Origin of the sequence: Sphingobium sp. YR768, from assembly GCF_900111125.1 — a bacterium.
Taxonomy (GTDB): Bacteria; Pseudomonadota; Alphaproteobacteria; order Sphingomonadales; family Sphingomonadaceae; genus Sphingobium.
This window is the reverse complement of the sequence record NZ_FOGE01000005.1, coordinates 23259-46407: the sequence shown is the minus strand read 5'-3', so window position 1 is coordinate 46407 and position 23149 is coordinate 23259. Positions and strand designations below refer to the sequence as shown.

The following is a 23149-nucleotide window of genomic DNA, read 5'->3' as shown; positions in this document are numbered from 1 at the left end:
TGTCCGGCCGTCGCCCGATCCGCAATCATGCCTAACGACGTTGACCCGGAACGCCGTTACTTTCTACTGCGTTATGTACATGTTTGGCGCGCAGAGGGGTCGGCAAAGGGCATTATGACGTCTTATTACCAAGAAGCGCGAAGCGCTCTGGATTTTCTGGAACATCATCGGCTCGATCCATCCGTCAAAAATTACGATGTTGCACTTCGCTATGTGATGGAACCCACATCCAAACTGGCGCGCGACATTGATGATCTGACATCCGATGGGCTGCGATTGACGGTGAATGCGATGATGATGCTGATGCAGCGTCATGGCACGGAAGATGCCAACTTTGCGATCGACCATCGGGAACGCACCGTCGCACGCCAGGCCCAGGAACTGGGGACATTGACGTCCGACGCGCATGATCTGACCGAAGCGCTCGGTCGCGATGTCGGCGTGATCGTGAACCAGCCCGATCGCTCCCTGATCAATACGGACAATCTCGTCACACGCCTGTCTGCGGCAGAGCGTGAACTCGCCGAACTGCGCGACGAATTCGTGACGTTGCGCAATGCCATCAACCTGCCCAGCCAGCCCCGCGCCGATCTCGGTCAGGACGAACTGACCAAGGCGCTAAACCAGACGGGTGCCTGGCGCATCCTCGAACCCCTCTTGAAAGAGGGGCATAGCTATGTCCTGATCATGTTCATCATCGACGATCTGGTCAGCATCAATGCCAGATTTGGACGGGATGTCGGCGATAATGTGCTCAATGCCTTCGCCGCGACCTTGCGACAGGAATTCCCCAAGGAGGATTTGATCCGCTGGAACGGGAATGAATTTCTGATCGTCGTCACCGATGTCTCGGCTATGGCCGCGCGCATACAGGCAGACGAAGCCTTGACCGCCTTTGCCGCGCGTCGCCTGCGACTGAGAGGGACCGGCGAATGGATCGGCACCGTCACGGCATCGGCGGGCATCGTGACGAGCCGGAGCGAAGAGCCGGAAGCCATATTGGAAATGGCCCGCTCCAGCGCGCTTGCCGCAGCCGAACAAGGCGGCAACCGAACATTGGGATAGAGGATAGGATGGCGTTGCGCGAAAGGGAATGGTCGGCGTGGTCGTCGCCAAGCGTGAGGGGATCTGGGACGAGGGTGCTTATTATGGGGAGGGGGCGTTGGCGGCGGCGTAGCGCCCCTTTCGGACGCCAAGAAAGCGAAACTGAATTCCAGAAAGCTACTGCGCTAAGCGATAATTAACTCTATCCCATTCTATTGCGGTATACGGGGGTCGAGCTGTAGGAATGGCGCTATGAACGAACCAAAAGCATTTAATGTACATTTCCGCTGTGAAGACCGCGAGATAGCCTTGGCATGGTTGAATAAATTTCGGCTCAAGGAGGGGTGCGCGTATGGTGACCTTCGGAAAATTGGAAACATAGATTTCAAGAGCTACATGTTTGTTGTGTCATTTCTAAACGAAGATGATTCAATCGCCATGCGTAAACATTTCTATTCAAATGAAAAATCACTTAACAATTAGAATTGATATTATAATTTTATAACGCAGGCATTCAGGTATTAAAGCTATGAAAATGTTTTTCACTCTCTATCATCGGCTGCACCAGCTTTGCGATCTGGCGTACATCTGAATGGGATCAATTCATCTCTCGCGCGTGTCGCTTATCGAAAGCCTCACAGAGGTCATTGGCTACAAATCAGGGCTGGTTGTCGCTGAAGGGGAGCTCGTCGAGCTACTCCGTGCTAGTGGGTACTTCGAGAAAATCCTTGCCTCTGACGGTTCGGGTGGAGGGCGTATTCGATCAGAGGAGTATGAGAATGCAGTGGTTCTACTACTCTACAAATTAGGTCGCACGTCTTCACCCAACAATATTTTTTTCCTCGCCGAGATGTATCACAAATACAAAGGCGACCCTGCCATGCTCGATCTCTACATGGAGATAGGGAAACTCTATAATTCATCAATAAAAATAGCGATGCGCGAAGCGATGGCTAGGCCTTCCCAAGGTAGGTCTATCGATCCGACCGCATTCATGACGGAGGCGACGCGCCGTTACGGTCGACTTGGCCTTGACATGGCAATTGAGATGATCACTGGAGTCAGCCGCGACCTCAATCGATCGGCATGGGGTCCGCACCGATCAATAGATTGGAAGGACGAAATCGAGCTAGCAGATTTATTCAAAAGTGAAAATCTTGCCACTTCGCACGGCACATTCCTTGATCAACGGTTCATCGATTACCTTGATCGTAATTTCGAGCAAATTAGTAATATCCATTGGCGAAAATTTGAAGGGCTCACCGGCGAGTTTTTCGCACGTGAAGGCTATAAAATCGACATGGGGCCCGGCCGAAACGACGATGGCATCGACTTGCGTGTCTATCCTATCACAGAGATAGAGAATGGCCCACCACTGATCATCGTTCAGTGTAAGCGTGTCAAAGCGAAGATCGACAAAACACTGATCAAGTCAGTCTATGCTGATGTTCTTCACGAAAAGGCCAGTTCTGGCTTGATAGTCACTACTTCCTATCTTTCACCCGGCGCCGAACACATGCGGACCGCACGCGGCTATAACGTCGAGGCTGCCGATCGGGAGACTCTGAGGCAGTGGATCAGTGGAATGCGCACAGCCGACTAGCGAAGCCATGCGAGCGACGGCTATCCCAGCATCCCGCTCGGGAACGTACATTCGCCTAACGGCTATTCCTGCCACGCCACTTCTCCCACTTCGCAAAACCCCTCCTATTGCGAAGTCCCTCTTCCACCACCCCGCCCATGCAAAGATGCGGCCTGCGACACTGTGAACTTCGCAAGCCTTCGCTTGCCCCCGGCCCGACCACCCGCCGCCCCGGCCCCGCAACGCCCTGTCCTACCCGACCCTGCTCCGCTATACGCATTGCATCCCGCAACAATATATCCCACTGGCGACCGGAAATTCCCGATTCCACGGGACAATTGCGAAGTTAAGGCGAAGCGCGTGTCTAATCATCAGGTTCATATCATCGGCGGCGGCATGGCGGGGACGGAGGCCGCATGGCAACTGGCGCAGGCCGGCATCCGCGTGCGCCTGTCCGAAATGCGCGGAACCGGGGACATGACGCCCGCCCACCAGACCGACGGCCTTGCCGAACTTGTCTGCTCCAACAGCTTCCGTTCGGACGATGCGGACAAGAGCGCCGTGGGCCTGCTGCATCAGGAAATGCGGCGGCTGGGATCGCTGCTGATGGCGCAGGCGGAACCGGCCAAGGTGCCGGCCGGCTCGGCGCTGGCGGTCGATCGCCATGTCTTTTCGGACGGCGTCACCCGCGCGCTCGCCGAACATCCCAATGTGGAGATCGTGCGCGAGCGGATCGACACGCTGCCGACTGAAGGCATGACCATCGTCGCCACCGGCCCGCTGACCGCGCCCGCGCTGGCGCAGAGCATCGGGCAGGCGGCGGGGATGGAGCATCTCGCTTTCTTCGACGCGATCGCGCCGGTCATCCATCATGACAGCATCGACATGGAGCAATGCTGGATGGCCAATCGCTGGGACAAGATCGGCCCCGGCGGTGGCGAGGGCAAGGATTATATCAACTGCCCGATGGACAAGGATCAGTATCAGGCCTTCGTTCAGGGCCTGCTCGACGGCGAGAAGACCGAGTTCAAGGAATGGGAGTCGAGCACCCCCTATTTCGAGGGCTGCATGCCGATCGAGGTGATGGCGTCGCGCGGACCGGAAACGCTGCGCCATGGCCCGATGAAGCCAATGGGCCTCGACAATCCGAAGACCGGCCGCTGGCCCTATGCCGTAGTCCAGTTGCGGCAGGATAATGCGTCGGGCACGCTATGGAACATGGTCGGCTTCCAGACCAAGCTGAAGCATGGCGCGCAGGTGGAACTGTTCCGCACCATCCCCGGCCTCGAAAAGGCGGAATTCGCACGGCTGGGCGGACTGCACCGCAATACCTTCATCCAGAGCCCCAAGCTGCTCGACCCCACCCTGCGCCTGAAGAGCGCGCCGCATATCCGCTTCGCCGGGCAGATGACGGGCTGCGAAGGCTATGTCGAAAGCGGCGCCATCGGCCTGCTTGCCGGGCGCTTCGCTGCGGCGGAGCTATTGGGCCGCGAACTGACCCCGCCCCCGGCCGACACCGCGCTGGGCGCGCTGCTCGGTCATGTGACGGGCAATGTGGCGACCGCCGACTATCAGCCGATGAACGTCAATTTCGGCCTGTTCCCCACACTGGACGACGTGAAGAAGAAGCAGCGCAAGGAAGCCTACACCGCCCGCGCCCGCGCATCGCTGGGCCAGTGGATGGGCGCGATGGAGATCGCCTGACGCCCTGTTCCCCGGCGAAGGCCGGGGTCCAGTCGATGCGCAGGACCTGGACCCCGGCCTGCGCCGGGAAACCAGATATCAGCATTTGCACTTCGCCTTCACCGCCCGCTTCGGCGCGGTCGCCACGAATTCCGCCGGGGTCAGCTTGCCATCCTTATCGGCATCCGCCGCGCCGAACCGGTCGGACGTCGCCACCGCCCATTCCTCGAAGGACAAGAGGTTGTCGCCATCCTTGTCCAGCGCCTTGAACGCCTTGGTCCGGCTGCCCAGCATCTCGATCCGGGTGATCACCCCATCCCGGTTCCGGTCATAACGGGCAAAGCGCTTTTCCTCCCGGCTCTGCGGGCTGGCCTCGCCGGGCATGGGCGGCGCATCGCCCACCGCATCGGGATCGCCCTCCGGCAGGCTCTCGACGGCAGGCGGCGGAGGCGCCGCCAGCGCCAGTTGCGGCGCGGGCACATTGTCCGCCCGCCCCTGCCACCAGAACAGCCCGCCCGCGACCAGCAGCAACGCCGCCATGCCGCCCGCCAGCATTCGCCCCATAAGCCCTCCACCGCCACGAGAGGGTGTAGCCTATCCCGACAAGTCAGCGCCCGACAAGCGCGATCCGCAGCAACCGCCACGCCAGCGCCCGCGATATGCCCAGCGGTGCGCCCCGCCCCGCCAGCACATCCTGCCGCGCCAGCGTGAAGGCGATGCGGAGCGGCTTCCAAGCCGCCTCCCACCGCGCCGCCTCCACCTGCGGCAACAGGTCACGCGCCTGCCCGATCGCGGCATTGGCCAGCGCCTCGTCCCCGACATGCCCGGCCAGATCCCACAGGGCCCAGACCTGCCCCGCCGTCACCAGCCAGTCCGGCGCATCCTCTGCGCCCGCCAGCGCACGGAACAGCCCGCCGCCCCGACCCACGGCATAATCACGCAGCCCCGCCGCATCGATTTCCGGCTCGACCACCAGCACTTCCCAGCCATCGATCATCGCGACCAGCCCCGGCCCGGCCATCACGCCCGCCGCGCGCATGGCATCGACCACCGGCTCGCCCTGCCCCTTGATGCCCTGCCCTCTAACCCCTTGGGCGTCCTCGACCACGTCATTCCACCAGGCAAGGCGCATCTGCCCGATCGCCGCCTCGCTGGTGGTGCGGGCTACCTTCGCCAGCCGCGCGTCGAACGCCCAGATCGCCCGATGCTGCGCCACACGCGCGCCCGCATGCGCGCTCAGCAAGGCCGCCAGCGGCGGCAACTCCGCATCGGCGATCATGCCGCGACTCCCCGCGAAAGGCGGCTTACGGAGATTATCGGTCCTTTAACCATCTTCCTCATACACATTCTAACGAGTGAGCCTGCATAGGCAGGCAAGCTGTCCGTCCTGATTATGGCGGACGCGACATGGGTGATTGCGGGCATATGGGCAAGTCAAAGGATCGGCAATTGGGCTTTCTGGGGCGTCTGGCGAAGAATCAGGCGGGTAACACCATGGCGATCGTCGCCGCGGCGATCATCCCGCTTGCGGCGCTGATCGGCGGCGGCCTCGACATGGGCCGCGCCTATATGGCGCGCGCCCGCTTGCAACAGGCCTGCGACGCCGCCGCTTTGGCCGGGCGCCGCGCGATGACCGGGTCGACCATGTCTTCGTCGGACATTACCGAAGCAACGAAATTTTTCAATTTCAACTTCCCGCAAGAGACGTTCCAGTCGGAACGGTTTACCCCCGTCATTCGAAGCAAGCCCGGGGAAACCACCACCGTTCAGGTTACGGCATCCACCACCATGCCGACCACGGTGATGAAAATTTTCCGCTATGAAACCCTCCCGCTGGAAGTGACCTGCGAAAGCCGGTTCGACATCGGCAATACCGACGTCATGCTGGTGCTAGACACGACCGGCTCCATGACCTCTGCCATTTCGGACGGCAATGGTGGCACGACCACCCGCATGGCCGCGCTGAAGCAGGCGGTGAAGGATTTCTACGATACGCTCGGCGCCGGCTCCGACACCACCGGTCGCATCCGCTATGGCTTCATGCCCTATAGCTCGACCGTCAATGTCGGCTATCAGTTGCCGACAACGGCGCTGGTCGGCGGTATCAGCGGGGAAACCTGGGACTATCAGACCCGACGCCGCTATATCAGCAGCTACAACAGTTCCACCAGCAACGGCAGTTGGAACTATACGTCCGGGTCGACCAGCAATGGCAGCGGCACCGCAGGTCCCAGCAACAGTTGCCCGTCCGTGCCGAGTGATACGAAAACGGTGACGACGAACAATCCGACATCGACAAGTTCGACCGACAGCAATGGCGTGATCACGACCACGACAACGACGACGCGCACCTCCACCGGCACCGACTATAGCTCGTCCGGCAGTTGCGGCGGCAGCAGAGGCTCACGCACGCAGGCCTATACCTCCGTTACCTATAATAATTATGTGGAAACGCAGACCAGCACGACTACCCAGACGCCGCAATATAGCTGGCAATATGGTCAGTATAAGTGGCCTGTGTCCGACTTCATCACGGGTAACGCCGTGGCCAATCCGACTTATCACAGCAGTTCGCCCAACGACACAAGCGGCAATCCCGTGCCGTCGACCGCAAGCTGGTCGGGTTGTATCGAAGAACGAAAGACCGACAAGACCATCACGGCCACCAGTTCGACCGCGACGGTGCCAGACGACGCCCATGATCTCAACATCGACGAGATACCGGACCCAGATGATCAGGACACCAAATGGCGCCCGCACTGGCCGGAGGTCGAATTCACGCGCGCCGGCGCCTATCTGAACAGCGCCACCCGTATCAGCGGCGGTTGGAATGCCTGCCCCAGCCAGGCACGCCGCCTGACGAGCTATGCCAGCCGCACGGCCACGCCGACCGGACAGTCCAGCAGCTTCAACAGCTATGTCGACGGTCTGGTCGCCGTCGGTGGCACCTATCATGACATCGGCATGCTGTGGGGCGCCCGCTTCCTGTCGCCCACCGGGCTGTTCGCCACCGACAATGCCAGTGCGCCGAACGGCTTCAACATCTCCCGCCACATCGTCTTCATGACGGATGGGGACATGAGCGCCTATCAGGCAGTCTATGGCGCCTATGGCTATCAGTTGCTGGACGGCCGTGTCGCAGCCACCAGCACCAGTGACGCCAATCTGACCTCTATACATAACAACCGTCTGACGATGCTGTGCAACGCCATCAAGGGCAAGGGCATTACCGTCTGGGTCATCGGCTTCCGCAACCAGTCGGAAGGCGACATCCAGACGCCGCTCCAGGGCTGCGCTTCATCGTCGAACCACTGGACGATGGCCTATACCGCGTCCGCGCTCAGCCAGAAGTTCAAGGATATCGCCAAGAATATCGGCGGGTTGCGGCTGTCGCAATGATCCGGCGCTTCCTGACCTGTCTGCGCGACAACAGGCGCGGCGCGACTTTGCTGGAATTCGGGCTGGTCGCGCCGGTGTTGATCCTGACGATCATGGGCATCGGCGACCTCGCCTATCAATCCTATTTGCGCGCGGTGACCCGCGGTGTGCTGGAGAAAGCCGCCCGCGCGGCCTCCGTCGGCACGCTCAACGCCACCCAGATCGACACCTATATCGAACAGCAGATGTCGGCGATCAATTCGAAGAACGGGACGACCTCCACGACCAAGAAAAGCTATTATAATTTCTCGCGCGTGGGCAAGCCGGAGAAGATCACCACCGACACGGCGCCGCTCGGCACCTACAACGCCGGTGATTGTTATGAGGATGCCAATAATAATGGCAGCTACGATACAAACAGTGGCGCCAGCGGTCTGGGCGGTGCGGACGACATCGTCTATTATGAAGTGACGGTATCGATGCCGCGCCTGTTCCCCATGGCTAAGATGCTGGGATGGAGCGCCACCCAGTCCGCCACCGCCACCACCATGGTCCGCAACCAGCCCTGGTCCAACCAGAGCACACCAACGATCCGTTGTTCATGAGCAATATCACGCGCCTATATCGCTTTGTCCGCCGCCTGCGCCGCGATGATCGCGGCCTGGCGCTGATCGAATTCGCCTTTTCCTTGCCGGTTCTGGTCATCCTGTGCATGGCAGGACTGGAATGTGCCAATCTGGCGCTGGCCCATCTACGCGTCAGTCAGGTCGCGATGCTGATCGCGGACAATGCCGCGCGCGTGCGCACATCCATCGATGAAGCGGACGTCAATGAAATCCTGACCGGCGCGGATCTGTCGACGGCATCGCTGAAGCTGAAGGACAATGGTCGGGTTTTCCTGTCTGACCTGGAACCCAATGGCCTGACCGGATCGAACGAAGGCCAGTATATACGGTGGCAACGTTGCTGGGGCAGCGGGCCTTTCGTCTCCAGCTATGGCGTCGCCAATGACGGCAAGACAAGTGCCAGCATGAAGGACGGCATGGGACCGGGCACGACGGCCTCCACCAAGGTGAAGTCCGCCAGCGGCACGGCCGTCATGTTCGTTGAGGTCGCCTATAATTATCAGCCGTTGATCAGCAATGCCATCTTCGGCAACAAGGTCATTCGCTATTCCAGCGCATTCAATGTGCGCGAGCGAACCGACCAGGCGATCAAGAATGCCGGCAGTCTTGCAACGTCGGCGACCGCCGCCTGCACCTGAACCACAGGCAGAGACGACATCGACGGGATATGAAAAAGGGCGGCTCCTTCGAGCCGCCCTTTCCTGTTTCCGACGATAGCCGATCTTACTTGTAGCAGACCTTCTTGGCCGCTTCGACCACACGGGCCGCGTCGATCAGCGCCGCCTTTTCGAGGTTGGCGGCATAAGGCAGCGGCACATCCTCGTTGGTGACGCGCAGGACCGGGGCGTCGAGATCGTCGAAGCCCTTTTCCATCACGACGGCGGCGATTTCCGACGCGATCGAGCAGGTCGGCCAGCCTTCTTCCACCACGACCAGGCGGTTGGTCTTCTTCAGGCTTTCCAGCACCGTCGCCGTGTCGAGCGGGCGCAGCGTGCGCAGGTCGATCACTTCGGCGTCGATGCCCTCGGCCGCCAGCGTTTCCGCTGCATCCAGCGCCAGGCCCACGCCGATCGAATAGCTGACCAAAGTCACGTCCTTGCCCGGACGCATGATGCGGGCCTTGCCGATCGGCAGGACATAGTCGTCGACCTTGGGCACGTCGAAGCTGCGACCGTAGAGAAGTTCATTCTCCAGGAACACGACCGGGTCGGTCGAGCGGATCGCGGCCTTCAGCAGGCCCTTGGCGTCGGCCGCGTCATAAGGCGCGATGACGATCAGGCCGGGGACGGCGGCATACCAGGGGCCATAATTCTGGCTGTGCTGCGCGCCGACGCGGCTGGCCGCGCCGTTGGGACCACGGAACACGATCGGGCAGCGCATCTGGCCGCCGGACATATAGTTGGTCTTGGCGGCCGAGTTGATGATGTGGTCGATCGCCTGCATGGCGAAGTTGAACGTCATGAACTCGATGACCGGGCGCAGGCCGCCCATGGCCGCGCCCGCACCGATGCCGGCAAAGCCATATTCGGTGATCGGCGTGTCGATGACGCGCTTGTCGCCGAATTCGGCCAGCAGGCCCTGGGTCACCTTATAGGCGCCCTGATATTCGGCGACCTCTTCACCCATCACGAACACGCGCTCATCGGCACGCATCTCTTCCGCCATCGCGTCACGCAGCGCTTCGCGGACGGTCGTCTTGACGAATTCGGTGCCGGCCGGAAGGTCCGGGTCCTGCACGGTCGCACGGGCTTCCGACGCCAGCTTGGACGTGCCGCTCTCGGCCTTCTTGGGCGCTTCCTCCGCCTTCGGCGCTGCGGCCGCCGGAGCAGCAGGGGCCGGGGCAGCCTCGCCATCTTCACCCGCCATCGTCGCGATGACGGTGCCGACCTTCACGCCTTCGGTGCCTTCAGCGATCATGATCTTGCCGATCAGACCTTCATCGACAGCTTCGAATTCCATCGTCGCCTTGTCGGTTTCGATTTCCGCCAGGATATCGCCCGACTTCACTTCGTCGCCTTCCTTCACCAGCCATTTGGCCAGCGTGCCCTCTTCCATCGTCGGCGAGAGTGCCGGCATCTTGATTTCGATACCCATTAATATTGCTCCACCAGCACGTCGGTATAGAGTTCATGCGCTTCGGGTTCAGGCGAAGTTTCGGCGAAGTCGGCGGCTTCGGCCACGACCTTGCGGATGTCCTGATCGATAACCTTGATCTCGTCTTCGCTGACGCCGGCATCGATCAGATATTTCTTCACGCCCTCGATCGGGTCGGACTTTTCGCGCACGGCCTGCACTTCGTCGCGCGACCGGTACTTGGCCGGGTCGGACATGGAGTGGCCGCGATAGCGGTAGGTCTTCATTTCGAGCAGGATCGGGCCATTGCCTTCCTGCACCCACTTGAGCGCTTCCTCGGTCGCGCCGCGCACGGCGAGCACGTCCATGCCGTCGACCTGGATGCCGGGGATGCGGAAGCTCTCGCCACGGCGATAAAGCTGGTCTTCCGACGATGCGCGGTTGACGCTGGTGCCCATGGCGTACTGGTTGTTCTCGATCACGAAGATGATCGGGAGCTTCCACAGTTCGGCCATGTTGAAGGATTCATAGACCTGGCCCTGATTGGCCGCGCCGTCACCGAAATAGGCGACGCAGACGCCGCCGTCATTGTTGTACTTGTGCGCGAAGCCGAGGCCCGCACCGAGCGACACCTGCGCACCGACGATGCCGTGGCCGCCGAAGAATTTATGTTCGACGCTGAACATGTGCATCGAACCGCCCTTGCCGCGCGAGATACCCGCTTCGCGGCCGGTCAGTTCGGCCATGATGACCTTGGGATCGATGCCATAGGCCAGCATGTGGCCATGGTCGCGATAGCCGGTGATGACGCTGTCCTTGCCGGGCTTCAAAGCCGACTGGATGCCGACGGCGACCGCTTCCTGACCGATATAGAGATGGCAGAAGCCGCCGATGAAACCGAGACCATAAAGCTGGCCGGCCTTTTCCTCGAAACGGCGGATGAGGACCATCTGCCGATAGAATTCCAGCAGTTCTTCCTTGCTGGCCTTATAGTCGGTCGGCGTTTCCGGGCGGGGCCGGTTATGGTCCGCACCGGCAGGGGCGGGTGCAGCCGCCTTTGCCTTTGCGCTCGCAGCGCGCGGCGTGGTTGGTTTCGCCAAGGCTATTATCCTTTTGCGTGGAGGTAGGATGGAAGGAAGTCCGATATAGCGGCAGAGTTGCATATATTGCAACTGCGGACCCCGCGGAATCCGGCCAGAACCAATAGCTATTACCGAAAATTGATGGCTTTGAACGGCTGTGTCACAGACCAGCAAAACGCGCTCGCAGCAAAATTGCTAGGACATGCTTTTCTGCGCAAAATCATTTCGCAGGCTTTACGCTTCCGTAACGTCAATTGAGCGGCACGACCACTTCGTCATGGTGAATCACACCGAGCTGGCGGCGGATCAATTCGTCCGCCAGATCGGGATCGACCCGACGCGGGTTCAGCGCGTCCACGCGATTGCGCAATTCCGCCTGCGCATGCTGGGTCTGCTTGAGTTCCGCCTGCGCCGCATGCAGCTGGCGCGTGTAATCGCCCCATGCCAACACCCCGTTTGATCCCAGCACGACATAGCCGGCGAAGAACAGCAGCAAGAGCAGCGCGATCGCAGGGCCAAGGGCCGAGAAAAGCAGAAGACGGAGTTTCGCGATATGCGCCATAAGTCAGATGAATCACAGGATTCGGCTGGCCGCAAGCGAAAATTCAAACGCTTGCGACCAGCCGATTCTCTTACAGCTTAACGGAAGATCGAACGACCCGCATAGACGGCGACATCGCCCAGTTCTTCCTCGATACGGATGAGCTGATTATATTTTGCAAGCCGGTCCGAACGGGCCAGCGAACCGGTCTTGATCTGACCGCAATTGGTGGCGACGGCGAGGTCGGCGATGGTCGCGTCCTCGGTCTCGCCCGAACGGTGCGACATGACTGCGGTGTAGCGCGAACGGTGCGCCAGATCGACGGCCGCCAGCGTCTCCGTCAACGTACCGATCTGGTTGACCTTCACCAGCAACGAATTGGCGAGGCCTTTACCGATGCCCATGGCCAGACGCGCCGGGTTGGTCACGAACAGGTCGTCGCCGACCAGCTGCACCTTGTTGCCGATCTTGTCGGTCAGCGCCTTCCAGCCTTCGAAATCATCTTCGCTCATGCCGTCCTCGATCGACTTGATCGGATAGTCGGCGCACAGCGCGGCCAGATAATCGGCCATCTCGACCGGCGAGAGCGACAGGCCTTCGCCCGAAATCTCGTACTTGCCGTTCTTGAAGAATTCGGTCGCAGCGCAGTCCAGCGCCAGCACGACGTCGTCGCCCGGCTTGTAACCGGCCTTCTCGACCGACAACATGATGAAGTCGAGCGCGTCGCGGGTCGAGGCGATATTGGGCGCAAAGCCACCTTCGTCGCCGACCGCCGTCGCCAACCCCTTGTCGTGGAGCCCCTTCTTGAGCGTGTGGAAAATTTCCGAGCCGATCCGCACAGCGTCGGCGATGCTTTCCGCCCCGACCGGCATGATCATGAACTCCTGGAAGTCGATCGGGTTGTCGGCATGTTCGCCGCCGTTGATGATGTTCATCATCGGCACCGGCAGAACATGGGAGGAAACGCCGCCGACATAGCGATAGAGCGGCAGGCCGCGCGCATCCGCCGCAGCCTTCGCCACGGCCAGCGACACGCCCAGGATCGCGTTGGCGCCCAGGTTCGACTTGTTCTCCGTCCCGTCCAGCGCGATCATCGCGGCGTCGACTTCGGCCTGATCCTCGGCTTCCAGACCGATGATTTCCTGCGCGATCGCGTCGTTCACGGCGGCAACCGCCGTCAGCACGCCCTTGCCCAGATATTTGCTCTTGTCGCCGTCGCGCTTTTCGACCGCTTCATAGGCGCCGGTGGACGCACCCGAAGGCACGGCGGCGCGGCCGAAGCTGCCATCTTCCAGCATGACGTCGACTTCGACGGTGGGGTTGCCACGGCTGTCCAGAATCTGACGGGCGTGAATATCAAGAATGGCAGTCATGATCGCTCCTGCTCTTGCGGTCGTAACGCGGACCTATGGCCTGTGAATTCGCGCCCCGCTTAGACAGCGCCCTCCATATTGGCAATGCAGGGGGTTGCGCAGATGCAAAAAATGCCGATGGTCTAAATGTAACGGCAACGGAACTGTAGGCCGTTGCCAAGCATTTGGGTCATATACCCCGTCGCGCAGCGCGGCATTTTTGCTGACATGAAAGGGAGATTGAGGACGATGGCCGACACACCGGAAACCCCGCCCGTCAAGCGCGTGAAGAAGGCGACTGTGGCCAAGCCCGTCAAGGCGAAGCCCGCCAAGCCCGCCGCTGCGGCAGCCACGCCGGTCAAGAAGGTCGCGACCCGCAAGGCCGCAGCACCCAAGAAACCGGGCAATGGCGCCACAGCACAGGGCTGGACAGCACAGATCGCGCCGATCAAGGCGCAGGCTGAAAAGACGGCGAAGGCGGCTGTCGACAAGCTGAATGCCGTCGACTGGAAAGCGCATATCGATCCGATCAAGGAGCAGGCAGGCAAGACCGCCAAGTCCGCTGCCGGCGTCGCGAAGGACAAGACCGGCACCACGCTGCAAAGCCTTGCCAAGCTGATTTCCGACACCGCTGGCACGGTCGATGCGAAGCTGGGTCCGCAATATGGCGACTATGCCCGTCAGGCGGCGGAATCGGTGGCTGGCGCTGCCGACACGCTCGACAGCAAGGATGTCGACCAGTTGCTCGGCGAAGCGCGCGATTTCGTGCGGAAAAGCCCGGCGGTGGCGATCGGTGCGGCAGCGGTGGTCGGCTATGTGCTGATGCGCCTTGCCAAGGGTTCCGACGACGACAAGGCCTGACCGGTCCTTTCCCAACACCGACGCACAGGCCCGCAAGGCGGGGCGGAGGGTTAATTGACAGACGAGCCAGCGGAAACGGTAGTAACGCCGCACGCCGACGGGCAGCCTGACGGCACGCCCATTGAACAATCGGGCGCGAGTGCAGATACGCCGCCGCAGGAGAGCGTGGGCGAGGTATTGAATCGCCTTTATCAGGACGGTCGCGCCTATGCCTCAGCCGAGGCGGAGCGGCAGAAGCTGCGCCTCGGCATTGTCGGCGTGGGCGTGCGCAATGCCGCCATATTGGGCATCATCGCGCTGATACTGGTCTTTTCCAGCATCGTTGCGTTGCTCGTGGGTCTGGTGATTACCCTGGCGCAGGATATGGCGCCGATCTGGGCGACGCTAATCGTGGTCGGCGGTGCATTGGCGGTTGCTATGATCCTGCTGCTACTGGCCAAGGGTTGCATCAGTCGTATGGCAAAGGCGATCAAAGCATGAGCCGTGAAAATGCCTATCGCGAATCCTGCGTCCGGGTGGATGCGGCCCGCGCGCAACTGATGGCCAGCGCAGATGCCGCCAAGGCGCGCGTCGCCCCTGCCCGCCTGAAACAGGATGTGAAGGACAAGATCAGCAACGCCGCACTTGATGGCGTGGCGCGGGTCGCGGTGCAGGTGCAGCAACGCCCCGTCGCATTCGGCGCAGCGACCGGCGCCTTTGCCCTTTTTCTCGCGCGGCGTCCGCTGGCGGCACTTTTCCGTCGGCTATACGTTCGCTTTACTGACCCTACACCGGATATTTCGGAGACTGACGATGGCTGACATCCGCGCCCAACTGACCCGCGTTCGCGAAGCCGCCAACGATGCGGCGATCAGCGCAACCGACATCATCAAGGACGGCACCGAAAAGGCGCGCGAAAGCGCCGGCGACCTGATCCAGAACAGCCGCGACAAGGCGAATGAAGCCTATAGCGACGCTCGCGACAAGACACAGCGTGTCGCCGCCCGCGCCAATGAGATCGTGCAGGAACATCCGATCGTCGCCGTCGCCGGCGCGGTGGCCGTGGGCGCGGTCGTCGCCTGGATGTTTCCGAAGAGCCGCCGCGCGATGAAGGCGCTGCCGGGCCTCGCCGCCACCGCCGGCGCGAAGGTGGTGGAAGCCGCGATCGCCGCCCGTGCTGCCGCAGCCGAGGCGGCGGTTGCCGCACGCGATGTGGCGGTCGATGGCGCCGAAACCGTGAAGCAGGGCGCCAGCACTGCCTTTCATGCCGCCGGCGATGTCGCCTCCAGCGCGAAGGACAGCGTCGTATCCGCGGAATTGCCGGCCAAGGCATCGAAGCTGGCCGATGACGTGGCCGCCTTGGTTGCGGCCAAGGTCGACGCGCTGAGTGACGCGATCAAGGCACGATTGCCGAAAAACTAATCGCGATTGCGGGAAACGCAATCGATCCATGCCCCTGCGCTCCTTGGCTGGCAGCGGTCGCGATGCTAAAGCGCCGCTATCAGCCAAAGGAGAAAAGATAAACCATGAGCAAGATGCATCTGGTGATGGGCGGCCGCGTCACTGACCCGCAGACATTGGAATTTCAGGACCTGAGCAAGGTCGATCTGGTCGGCATCTTCCCCGACTATGCTTCGGCCGAAAAGGCCTGGCGCGGCGCGGCCCAACGCACCGTTGACGACGCGGAAATGCGCTATGTCATCGTGCACCTGCACCGCCTGATGGAACCGGAACTGCCGAGCGCCTGATTTCTGGCTACTCAACTCAACCCGTTCGCCCCGGCGAACGGGTTTTGTTTTTAATGCACCGCCCGCGGCTTTTTCCGAAACCGCCAGCGCAACAGCGGGCGCGTCAGGACCAACCCCGCCAGAAAGCCGCCAATATGCGCGGCAATCGCGATCTGACCCAGATCGCCAAAACCTCCCGCAGTCGCCACCCCGATCATCAACTGGATGCCGATCCACCCCGCCGCCAGCCACAGCACGCGCACCACGTTAGCCGATAGCGGCCCGATGCGGCGCACCTGTTGTTGGCTATAAAGTAGCGAATAGGTGGCGATAATCGCGGAAATCGCGCCGCTCGCCCCCACCATCGGATTGGTCGACGCCGGATCGATCACCCATTGCGCCAGACAGGCGGCATAGGCGCCGACGCCGTAGAGAAACAGCGTCCCGCCCCAGCCCAGCACATGTTCCACCTGCCGCCCGCAAAACAGCAGCATGAACATGTTGAAGCCGATATGCATCCAGCCCGCATGGATCAATGTGCAACTGATCGGGGTCAACCACGCAGGAGCAGCCGCCATGCCATCCAGCAAGGCGGGTTGCCCCAGACGCGCGGGAATGAAGCCACCGACAATGGCGGCATCATTCACCCATCCACCCAGATACAGCAATGCAAAGGCGGCGATGCTGATCGCCGCTATGCCATTGGTGGCGCGACCGGATGGCAGTTTCACGGCGTCAGATGAACGCGATCTTGTCGACCAGGTAGAATTTGTCGCCCGACGGGACCGACACTTCCACCTCGTCGCCGATCTCACGACCGATCAGCGCCCGGCCCAGCGGGCTGTTATAGCTGATCATGCCCAGCTTGGCATCCGCCTCGGCCTGACCCACGATCTGATATTTGACCGGCTTGTCTTCCTCGTCCAGCAAGGTCACGGTCGCGCCGAACACGATCTTGTCGCCCGACAGGGTTGTCGGATCGATGATCTGGGCGCGGGACATCTTGTCCTCCAGATCGTTGATCGTCGCCTCAACCTGACCCTGCCGTTCCTTGGCAGCGTGATATTCGGCATTTTCGGACAAATCACCGTGCGCGCGCGCTTCTTCGATGGCGTCCACGATCAAAGGCCGTTCGGCCTTCAGTTCGCGGAGCTGCGCATTGAGCTTGTCATAGCCCATTTGCAGCATCGGCATCTTCTCGACGGTCGCCATTATTGCAAATCCTTCGTCAAAACTTCCCTTTGGCGGCCCCGACCATGGGGCCACCCGCAGCATGTTTCCTGGTTCAGGGGTTCAGGCGTGCGACAGGGGATAATAGGACTGGAGCGAGCGCACTTCAAGGGCATGCCCCCGAAGCGCCTCGATCGCATCGGCTGCGGCCACACCGGCGGCAGCCGTGGTGAAGATCGCCACTTTCGCGCGCAGCGCCGACGTGCGGATTGCCTTGCTGTCTTTCAGCGACTGCCAGCCTTCGGTGGTGTTGAAGATCAACTGCACGTCGCCATCGGTAATCCGGTCCACGATGTGCGGGCGTCCTTCGGCCACCTTGTTGACGGTCTCGATGGTGATGCCATGGTCCGCCAGATAAGCGGCCGTGCCGCCAGTCGCGATGATGGTGAAACCCATCGTCGACAGCTTCTGCACCGCCGGCAGGATCACCGGCTTGTCGCTGTCCTTGACCGATACGAACACGGTGCCTTCGGTCGGCAATATCGTACCCGCACCGATCTGCGCCTTGGCGAAAGCAGTCGCGAAATTGCTATCGATTCCCATAACTTCGCCGGTGCTCTTCATTTCCGGTGACAGGACCGGATCGACACCGGGGAAGCGGTTGAACGGGAAGACCGCTTCCTTGACCGCGACGTGCGAAATCGCATTCCGATCGATCTTGGGCAGATCCTTGATCTTCTCGCCCGCCATCACGCGCGACGCGATCTTGGCGATGGGGGTGCCGATCGCCTTAGCGACGAAGGGCACGGTACGGCTGGCGCGCGGGTTGACCTCGATCAGGTAGACCACGCCATCCTTCACCGCGAACTGGATGTTCATCAGGCCACGCACCGACAGAGCATGGGCCAGCACTTCGGTCTGACGCTCGATTTCCGCGATGATGTCCGCCGACAGGCTGTAGGGCGGCAGCGAACAGGCCGAGTCGCCCGAGTGAACGCCCGCTTCCTCGATATGCTGCAACACGCCGGCCACGACCACATCGTCGCCATCGCACAGCGCATCGACGTCCACTTCCACGGCATCGCGCAGATACTGGTCGATCAGCACCGGAGAATCACCCGACACCTGAACGGCGGTGGTGATATATTCCTCCAGTTGCGCCTGACCGTCGACAATCTCCATCGCCCGGCCGCCCAGAACATAGCTGGGCCGCATCAGCACCGGATAGCCGATGCGATTGGCGACCGCGATCGCTTCCTCCCGGCTGCGGGCGATGCCGTTGGCCGGCTGCTTCAGCTTCAGCTTGTCGATCAGCGCCGCGAAACGCTCGCGATCTTCGGCCAGATCGATCGCGTCAGGCGAAGTACCCAATATGGGCACGCCCGCATCCTCCAGCGCCTGCGCCAGCTTCAGCGGCGTCTGCCCGCCAAACTGCACCAGCACCCCCGCCAGCGTCCCCTTCGACATTTCGACGTGCAGGATTTCCAGCACATCTTCCGCCGTCAGCGGCTCGAAATAGAGGCGGTCGGACGTGTCATAGTCGGTCGACACGGTTTCCGGGTTGCAGTTGACCATGATCGTCTCATAGCCAGCCTCGCTCAGCGCGAAACAGGCATGGACGCAGCAATAGTCGAACTCGATGCCCTGCCCGATCCGGTTTGGACCACCGCCCAAAATGACGACCTTCTTGCGGTCGCTGGGCTGCGCCTCATTCTCCGCCTCGCCGAACAGCGGCGCTTCATAGGTAGAATACATGTACGGCGTCTTCGCCTCGAACTCGGCGGCGCAGGTGTCGATGCGCTTGAAGACGGGGCGCACACCCAGCTTGTGGCGCAGCTTGCGCACTTCATCCTCGGTCACGCCGCCGGTCATCGCCTTGACCGCTTCGTGGATCAGGCCCGACCCGCGCGCGATGCCGCGTTCCATGCCGCGCAGATTGGCCGACTTGAGCGCCAGATAGGCGAGCCGCTTGTCGGAAAAGCCCATCGACTTCAGGCGGCGCATGCCATCGGCATCCTGCGGCAGGCCGTTTTCCAGCACTTCGCCTTCCGCGTCCACGATTTCCTTGATCCGCTCCAGGAACCAGGGATCGAACTTGGCGATATTGTGGATTTCCTGAACGGACAGCCCCTCACGCAGCGCCTGCGCGGCGACCAGCAGCCGGTCGGGCGTCGCCTGCGCCAGCGCGGCGATGATGTCGTCCTTGGGCGCACCGACCAGATGATCGACCTGATTGAAGCCCGACAGGCCGGTTTCCAGTCCGCGCAGCGCCTTCTGCATCGATTCATGGATGTTGCGGCCGATCGCCATGACTTCGCCGACCGACTTCATCGCCGTGCCCAGCAGCGGCTCGGCGCCCTTGAACTTCTCGAAGGCGAAGCGCGGGATCTTGGTCACAACATAGTCGATCGTCGGTTCGAACGACGCCGGGGTCGCCCCGGTAATGTCATTCTCGATCTCGTCCAGCGTATAGCCCACGGCCAGCTTCGCCGCGACCTTGGCGATCGGGAAGCCGGTCGCCTTCGACGCCAGCGCGGAGGAACGCGACACGCGCGGGTTCATCTCGATCACGATCAGGCGGCCGTCCTTCGGATTGACCGAGAACTGCACGTTGGAACCGCCTGTTTCCACGCCGATTTCACGCAGCACCGCGATGCTCGCGTTGCGCATGATCTGATATTCCTTGTCGGTCAGCGTCAGCGCCGGCGCGACGGTGATGCTGTCGCCCGTATGGACGCCCATCGGATCGACATTCTCGATGGAGCAGATGATGATGCAATTGTCGTTCTTGTCCCGAACGACCTCCATCTCATATTCTTTCCAGCCGATCAGCGATTCCTCGATCAGCACCTCGGTCGTCGGCGATGCGTCCAGACCACCGCGCACGATGTTGACGAACTCTTCGCGATTATAGGCGATGCCGCCGCCGGTGCCGCCCATGGTGAAGCTGGGACGGATGATCGAGGGAAGACCGGTAAATTCCAGCGCCTCCAGCGCCTCTTCCATCGTGTGCGCGATGCGCGAGCGGGCCGATTCCAGCCCGATCTTGTCCATGGCGTCGCGGAACTTGATCCGGTCCTCCGCCTTGTCGATCGCCTCGGCATCCGCGCCGATCATCTGCACGCCGAACTTCTCCAGCGTACCGTCGTTGAACAGCGCCAGCGCGGTATTCAGCGCCGTTTGCCCGCCCATGGTCGGCAGCACCGCATCGGGCCGCTCCTTCTCGATGATCTTCGCCACGATTTCGGGCGTGATCGGCTCGACATAGGTCGCGTCGGCAAATTCCGGGTCGGTCATGATCGTGGCCGGGTTGGAATTGACCAGGATGATGCGATAGCCCTCTTCCTTCAGCGCCTTGACCGCCTGCGTGCCCGAATAATCGAACTCGCACGCCTGGCCGATAATGATCGGACCAGCGCCGATGATGAGGATGGAGGAGATGTCGGTGCGTTTGGGCACGATTATTTGACCTTAGCTACGAAGTTCAACCAAATCGGAATTAAGTGCTATCAACGAATTTCGTCAGGACGCACTACTTCCAGTTCATCAATTTCGACACCGTCCGCAGCGGCATCTTTATCTACCAACAATATGTCAACGCGAAGCGTACCGAACTCACCCGATGCGGCCTTCTTCCACATATTGGTCACCATGGAAGCAGCGACGGAATATGGCGGGGACACAACGACGCTTCTCGTATGATAATCAAACCTTTGGAACTCGATACGAGCCGCCTTCAACGCTTTTTCAAGCCGATGTAGATCGCCTTCCTCGCCATACGCCTGAAATCCGAAGACCAGACTGGGTGACGAGGAATCGATACGCTCAACCTGCGCGAGATTGTCAAAACGAGGTGGCGTATCGGCCTGCATCACAAATTGCTTTTCATACTCAATGCACGCCCCCCGCCTGCGCCTCGCAGCCCCAACCGTCATATTCGACGCCGCAGAGGATTTCGATCTGGAGGCATTTCTTGGTCAGTGCGCGGATCGACGCTTCATCGACCGGCTGCACGCATTCCAGGAACAGGAAGAGGTCGCCATCCTCATCTTCTTCCCGATCCAGTTCGACAAAGCCGAACTGGCTGGCGATGATCAGGACGCGCTCGAAATCCTTCTCGCTGCCCCGGAAGCTGACGTCCACGGGCCGCGCGATGCGCGCCACATCGCCATTGCGCTTCAGATTGGCGAGGACGTCCTTGTCCGCCTCCCACTCTGCGGCGAGGCGCGCTTCGTCGACGGGGGGCAGGTTCTGGCTCACGCCGCGACCGCGCCTTTCAGGCCCGCAACAAATTTGCGGAACAGATAGAAGCTGTCCTGCGGCCCCGGCGAAGCTTCGGGATGATATTGCACTGAAAAGGCGCTCTTGTCGGTCAGCTCGATGCCGCAATTGCTGCCATCGAACAGCGACACATGGGTCGATCGCGCATTGGCGGGCAGCGTGTCGACATCGACCGCGAAGCCATGGTTCATGCTGGTGATCTCGACCAGACCGTCCGACAGGCGCTTGACCGGATGGTTCGCGCCGCGATGGCCCTGATGCATCTTGATCGTCTTCGCGCCCACGGCCAGACCCAGCAACTGGTGGCCAAGGCAGATGCCGAACACCGGAATGTCCGCCGCCAGCACGCTCTGGATCACCGGCACGGCATAGTCGCCGGTCGCCGCCGGATCGCCCGGCCCGTTCGACAGGAACACACCATCGGGGTTCAGCGCCGAAACCTGTTCAAAGGTCGCCGTCGCGGGCAGCACGGTCACGCGCGCGCCAGCCTGCACCAGATTGCGGAAGATGTTGTTCTTAGCGCCATAATCGATCGCAACGACATGGGGGCGCTCATCACCCGCCTCGTTCAGGCCATAGCCATGGCCCAGCTTCCACACGCCGTCCTTCCACAGGCGGCTTTCCTTGCCCGTGACTTCGATGGCGAGGTCCATGCCTTCCAGCCCCGGCCAGGCAGCGGCCTTGGCGGCAAGCGCCGCGATATCGAACTTGCCCTCGGGATCATGGGCGATGACGACATTGGGCGCGCCCTTGATGCGAATGAGGCGGGTCAGCGCGCGGGTGTCGACCCCGGCCAGACCGATGCGACCATTTTCGCGCATCCACTGATCGAACGGTTCGACATTGCGGAAATTGCTCGGCGCGGTGACGTCCTGGCGCACGATGCAACCCAGCGCATAGGGGCTGTTCGCCTCCACATCGTCCAGATTGGTGCCGACATTGCCAATGTGCGGAAAAGTGAAGTTGATGATCTGCCCGGCATAGGACGGGTCCGTCATGATCTCCTGATAGCCGGTGATCGAGGTGTTGAAGCACAGCTCACCCACCGCATCGCCGACCGCGCCGAAACCGCGACCGAACACGGCGCTGCCATCGGCAAAAACCACGACCCCTGTCGCTCCTTTAGGCACAATGAGGGTCTTGGCGTCTGCCATGGTCGCGGTCCTTTATGCTTTTGCGGGAACCCGTCTGCTGCGGGTTAAACGGCCGGTCAGGTAGGCGTGCATCCTCTACAGGTCAACGTCTGTTAAAAATCTCTTTTGCCGCTATATCTGCTCCTTTCCCGAAGAGACAGGATATATTCGCCGATGATTCGCGAGCAGGTAAAGAGCGCCCAGATCGAGTCCATGAAGGGCGGCGACAAGGAACGCCTCGCTGCCGTGCGCCTGATCCTGGCGAAGCTGAAGGATCGCGACATCGAACTGCGCACCGCATCCACCGTGCCGGACGATGACGCCGTGGTGGTCGAAGTGCTCCAGAAGATGGTGAAGCAGCGCCGCGAATCGATCGACATGTTCAAGAGCGGCGGCCGCGACGAACTTGCCGCCAAGGAACAGGCCGAACTGGACGTGATCGAAAGCTTCCTCCCCGCCCAGTTGAGCGAAGAGGAAACCAAGGCCGCGATCGAAAGCATCAAGGCCGAAATCGGCGCGGAAAGCGTGAAGGACATGGGCAAGGTGATGGCCGTGCTGAAGGAACGCCACGGCAGCGTGATCGACATGAGCAAGGCGAGCGGGCTGGTGAAGGCGGCTTTGGGCTGACATAAAAAAG

General features: G+C 61.3%; 24 protein-coding genes. 12 read left to right on the top strand and 12 right to left on the bottom strand.

Annotated elements, in window-relative coordinates; all coding sequences use genetic code 11:
* Positions 1–114: 114 nt before the first annotated feature.
* The 3 genes from BMX92_RS08665 to trmFO all read left to right on the top strand — a co-directional run bounded on the left by BMX92_RS08665 (position 115) and on the right by trmFO (position 4330).
* On the top strand, positions 115–1065 hold the full coding sequence (locus BMX92_RS08665; protein WP_177184968.1) for a GGDEF domain-containing protein: 951 nt from the start codon (positions 115–117) through the stop codon (positions 1063–1065).
* 571 nt (positions 1066–1636) lie between these two features.
* Positions 1637–2647 (top strand): restriction endonuclease, encoded by a 1011-nt coding sequence (locus BMX92_RS08660; RefSeq protein ID WP_093015034.1) that lies wholly within the window; start codon positions 1637–1639, stop codon positions 2645–2647.
* 339 nt (positions 2648–2986) lie between these two features.
* Positions 2987–4330, top strand: a complete 1344-nt coding sequence (gene trmFO, locus BMX92_RS08655; protein WP_093015030.1) for a methylenetetrahydrofolate--tRNA-(uracil(54)-C(5))-methyltransferase (FADH(2)-oxidizing) TrmFO — start codon at positions 2987–2989, stop codon at positions 4328–4330.
* 78 nt (positions 4331–4408) lie between these two features.
* Here the strand turns inward: trmFO and BMX92_RS08650 are convergent, their stop codons facing one another.
* Complete coding sequence (locus BMX92_RS08650; protein WP_093015027.1) at positions 4409–4873, bottom strand: EF-hand domain-containing protein; 465 nt, start codon at positions 4871–4873, stop codon at positions 4409–4411.
* 43 nt (positions 4874–4916) lie between these two features.
* A complete protein-coding gene (locus BMX92_RS08645) occupies positions 4917–5588 on the bottom strand; it encodes a hypothetical protein (protein ID WP_177184967.1) in 672 nt (223 codons plus the stop codon).
* A 128-nt stretch (positions 5589–5716) separates the two neighbouring features.
* On the opposite strand from BMX92_RS08645, the gene BMX92_RS08640 reads away from it, so the two are divergent.
* Genes BMX92_RS08640 through BMX92_RS08630 form a run of 3 tightly spaced genes read left to right on the top strand, consistent with a single transcriptional unit; the run spans position 5717 to position 8951 of the window.
* Entirely contained in the window at positions 5717–7708 is a 1992-nt protein-coding gene (locus BMX92_RS08640) for a TadE/TadG family type IV pilus assembly protein (RefSeq protein ID WP_093015023.1), read from the top strand.
* On the top strand, positions 7705–8292 hold the full coding sequence (locus tag BMX92_RS08635; protein WP_093015020.1) for a TadE/TadG family type IV pilus assembly protein: 588 nt from the start codon (positions 7705–7707) through the stop codon (positions 8290–8292). The genes BMX92_RS08640 and BMX92_RS08635 overlap by 4 nt, the downstream gene beginning before the upstream one ends.
* Positions 8289–8951, top strand: coding sequence for a TadE/TadG family type IV pilus assembly protein (locus BMX92_RS08630; RefSeq protein WP_093015017.1), 663 nt, complete (start codon positions 8289–8291; stop codon positions 8949–8951). Before BMX92_RS08635 ends, BMX92_RS08630 begins: the two co-directional genes overlap by 4 nt.
* Positions 8952–9036: 85 nt before the next feature.
* On the opposite strand, the gene BMX92_RS08625 is transcribed toward BMX92_RS08630, so the two are convergent.
* The 4 genes from BMX92_RS08625 to eno form a co-directional block, all read right to left on the bottom strand.
* Positions 9037–10407 carry a pyruvate dehydrogenase complex E1 component subunit beta gene (locus BMX92_RS08625; protein ID WP_093015014.1) on the bottom strand — a complete coding sequence of 457 codons (1371 nt, stop codon included), beginning with the start codon at positions 10405–10407 and terminating at the stop codon, positions 9037–9039.
* Positions 10407–11486, bottom strand: coding sequence for a pyruvate dehydrogenase (acetyl-transferring) E1 component subunit alpha (gene pdhA / locus BMX92_RS08620; protein WP_093015011.1), 1080 nt, complete (start codon positions 11484–11486; stop codon positions 10407–10409). Before pdhA ends, BMX92_RS08625 begins: the two co-directional genes overlap by 1 nt.
* Positions 11487–11718: 232 nt before the next feature.
* Positions 11719–12030 carry an FtsB family cell division protein gene (locus BMX92_RS08615; protein ID WP_093015008.1) on the bottom strand — a complete coding sequence of 104 codons (312 nt, stop codon included), beginning with the start codon at positions 12028–12030 and terminating at the stop codon, positions 11719–11721.
* Positions 12031–12107: 77 nt separating this feature from the next.
* A complete protein-coding gene (gene eno / locus BMX92_RS08610; protein ID WP_093015005.1) occupies positions 12108–13382 on the bottom strand; it encodes a phosphopyruvate hydratase in 1275 nt (424 codons plus the stop codon).
* Between the two features lie 228 nt (positions 13383–13610).
* Between eno and BMX92_RS08605 the strand changes: the two genes are divergently transcribed.
* The 5 genes from BMX92_RS08605 to BMX92_RS08585 all read left to right on the top strand — a co-directional run bounded on the left by BMX92_RS08605 (position 13611) and on the right by BMX92_RS08585 (position 15949).
* Positions 13611–14222, top strand: coding sequence for a hypothetical protein (locus BMX92_RS08605; RefSeq protein ID WP_093015003.1), 612 nt, complete (start codon positions 13611–13613; stop codon positions 14220–14222).
* A 54-nt stretch (positions 14223–14276) separates the two neighbouring features.
* The gene (locus tag BMX92_RS08600; RefSeq protein ID WP_093015001.1) at positions 14277–14702 is read left to right on the top strand and encodes a phage holin family protein; all 426 of its coding nucleotides are present in this window, start codon (positions 14277–14279) and stop codon (positions 14700–14702) included.
* On the top strand, positions 14699–15022 hold the full coding sequence (locus BMX92_RS08595; protein ID WP_093014999.1) for a hypothetical protein: 324 nt from the start codon (positions 14699–14701) through the stop codon (positions 15020–15022). Before BMX92_RS08600 ends, BMX92_RS08595 begins: the two co-directional genes overlap by 4 nt.
* A complete protein-coding gene (locus BMX92_RS08590) occupies positions 15015–15623 on the top strand; it encodes a DUF883 family protein (protein ID WP_093014997.1) in 609 nt (202 codons plus the stop codon). The genes BMX92_RS08595 and BMX92_RS08590 overlap by 8 nt, the downstream gene beginning before the upstream one ends.
* A gap of 104 nt (positions 15624–15727) precedes the next feature.
* Positions 15728–15949, top strand: a complete 222-nt coding sequence (locus BMX92_RS08585) for a DUF4170 domain-containing protein (RefSeq protein ID WP_093014995.1) — start codon at positions 15728–15730, stop codon at positions 15947–15949.
* Positions 15950–15999: 50 nt separating this feature from the next.
* On the opposite strand, the gene BMX92_RS08580 is transcribed toward BMX92_RS08585, so the two are convergent.
* The 6 genes from BMX92_RS08580 to carA form a co-directional block, all read right to left on the bottom strand.
* Positions 16000–16659: a rhomboid family intramembrane serine protease gene (locus BMX92_RS08580; RefSeq protein WP_093014993.1), complete on the bottom strand. Its 660-nt coding sequence runs from the start codon at positions 16657–16659 to the stop codon at positions 16000–16002.
* A gap of 4 nt (positions 16660–16663) precedes the next feature.
* Positions 16664–17140: a transcription elongation factor GreA gene (gene greA / locus BMX92_RS08575; RefSeq protein WP_093014991.1), complete on the bottom strand. Its 477-nt coding sequence runs from the start codon at positions 17138–17140 to the stop codon at positions 16664–16666.
* A gap of 81 nt (positions 17141–17221) precedes the next feature.
* Positions 17222–20557 carry a carbamoyl-phosphate synthase large subunit gene (gene carB / locus BMX92_RS08570; protein WP_093014988.1) on the bottom strand — a complete coding sequence of 1112 codons (3336 nt, stop codon included), beginning with the start codon at positions 20555–20557 and terminating at the stop codon, positions 17222–17224.
* A gap of 50 nt (positions 20558–20607) precedes the next feature.
* Complete coding sequence (locus tag BMX92_RS08565; protein ID WP_093014985.1) at positions 20608–20970, bottom strand: hypothetical protein; 363 nt, start codon at positions 20968–20970, stop codon at positions 20608–20610.
* Positions 20971–20989: 19 nt separating this feature from the next.
* On the bottom strand, positions 20990–21358 hold the full coding sequence (locus BMX92_RS08560) for a ribonuclease E inhibitor RraB (RefSeq protein ID WP_093014983.1): 369 nt from the start codon (positions 21356–21358) through the stop codon (positions 20990–20992).
* On the bottom strand, positions 21355–22533 hold the full coding sequence (gene carA, locus BMX92_RS08555) for a glutamine-hydrolyzing carbamoyl-phosphate synthase small subunit (RefSeq protein WP_093014981.1): 1179 nt from the start codon (positions 22531–22533) through the stop codon (positions 21355–21357). The genes BMX92_RS08560 and carA overlap by 4 nt, the downstream gene beginning before the upstream one ends.
* Before the next feature lie 153 nt (positions 22534–22686).
* On the opposite strand from carA, the gene BMX92_RS08550 reads away from it, so the two are divergent.
* A complete protein-coding gene (locus BMX92_RS08550) occupies positions 22687–23139 on the top strand; it encodes a GatB/YqeY domain-containing protein (RefSeq protein ID WP_093014979.1) in 453 nt (150 codons plus the stop codon).
* Positions 23140–23149: the final 10 nt, after the last annotated feature.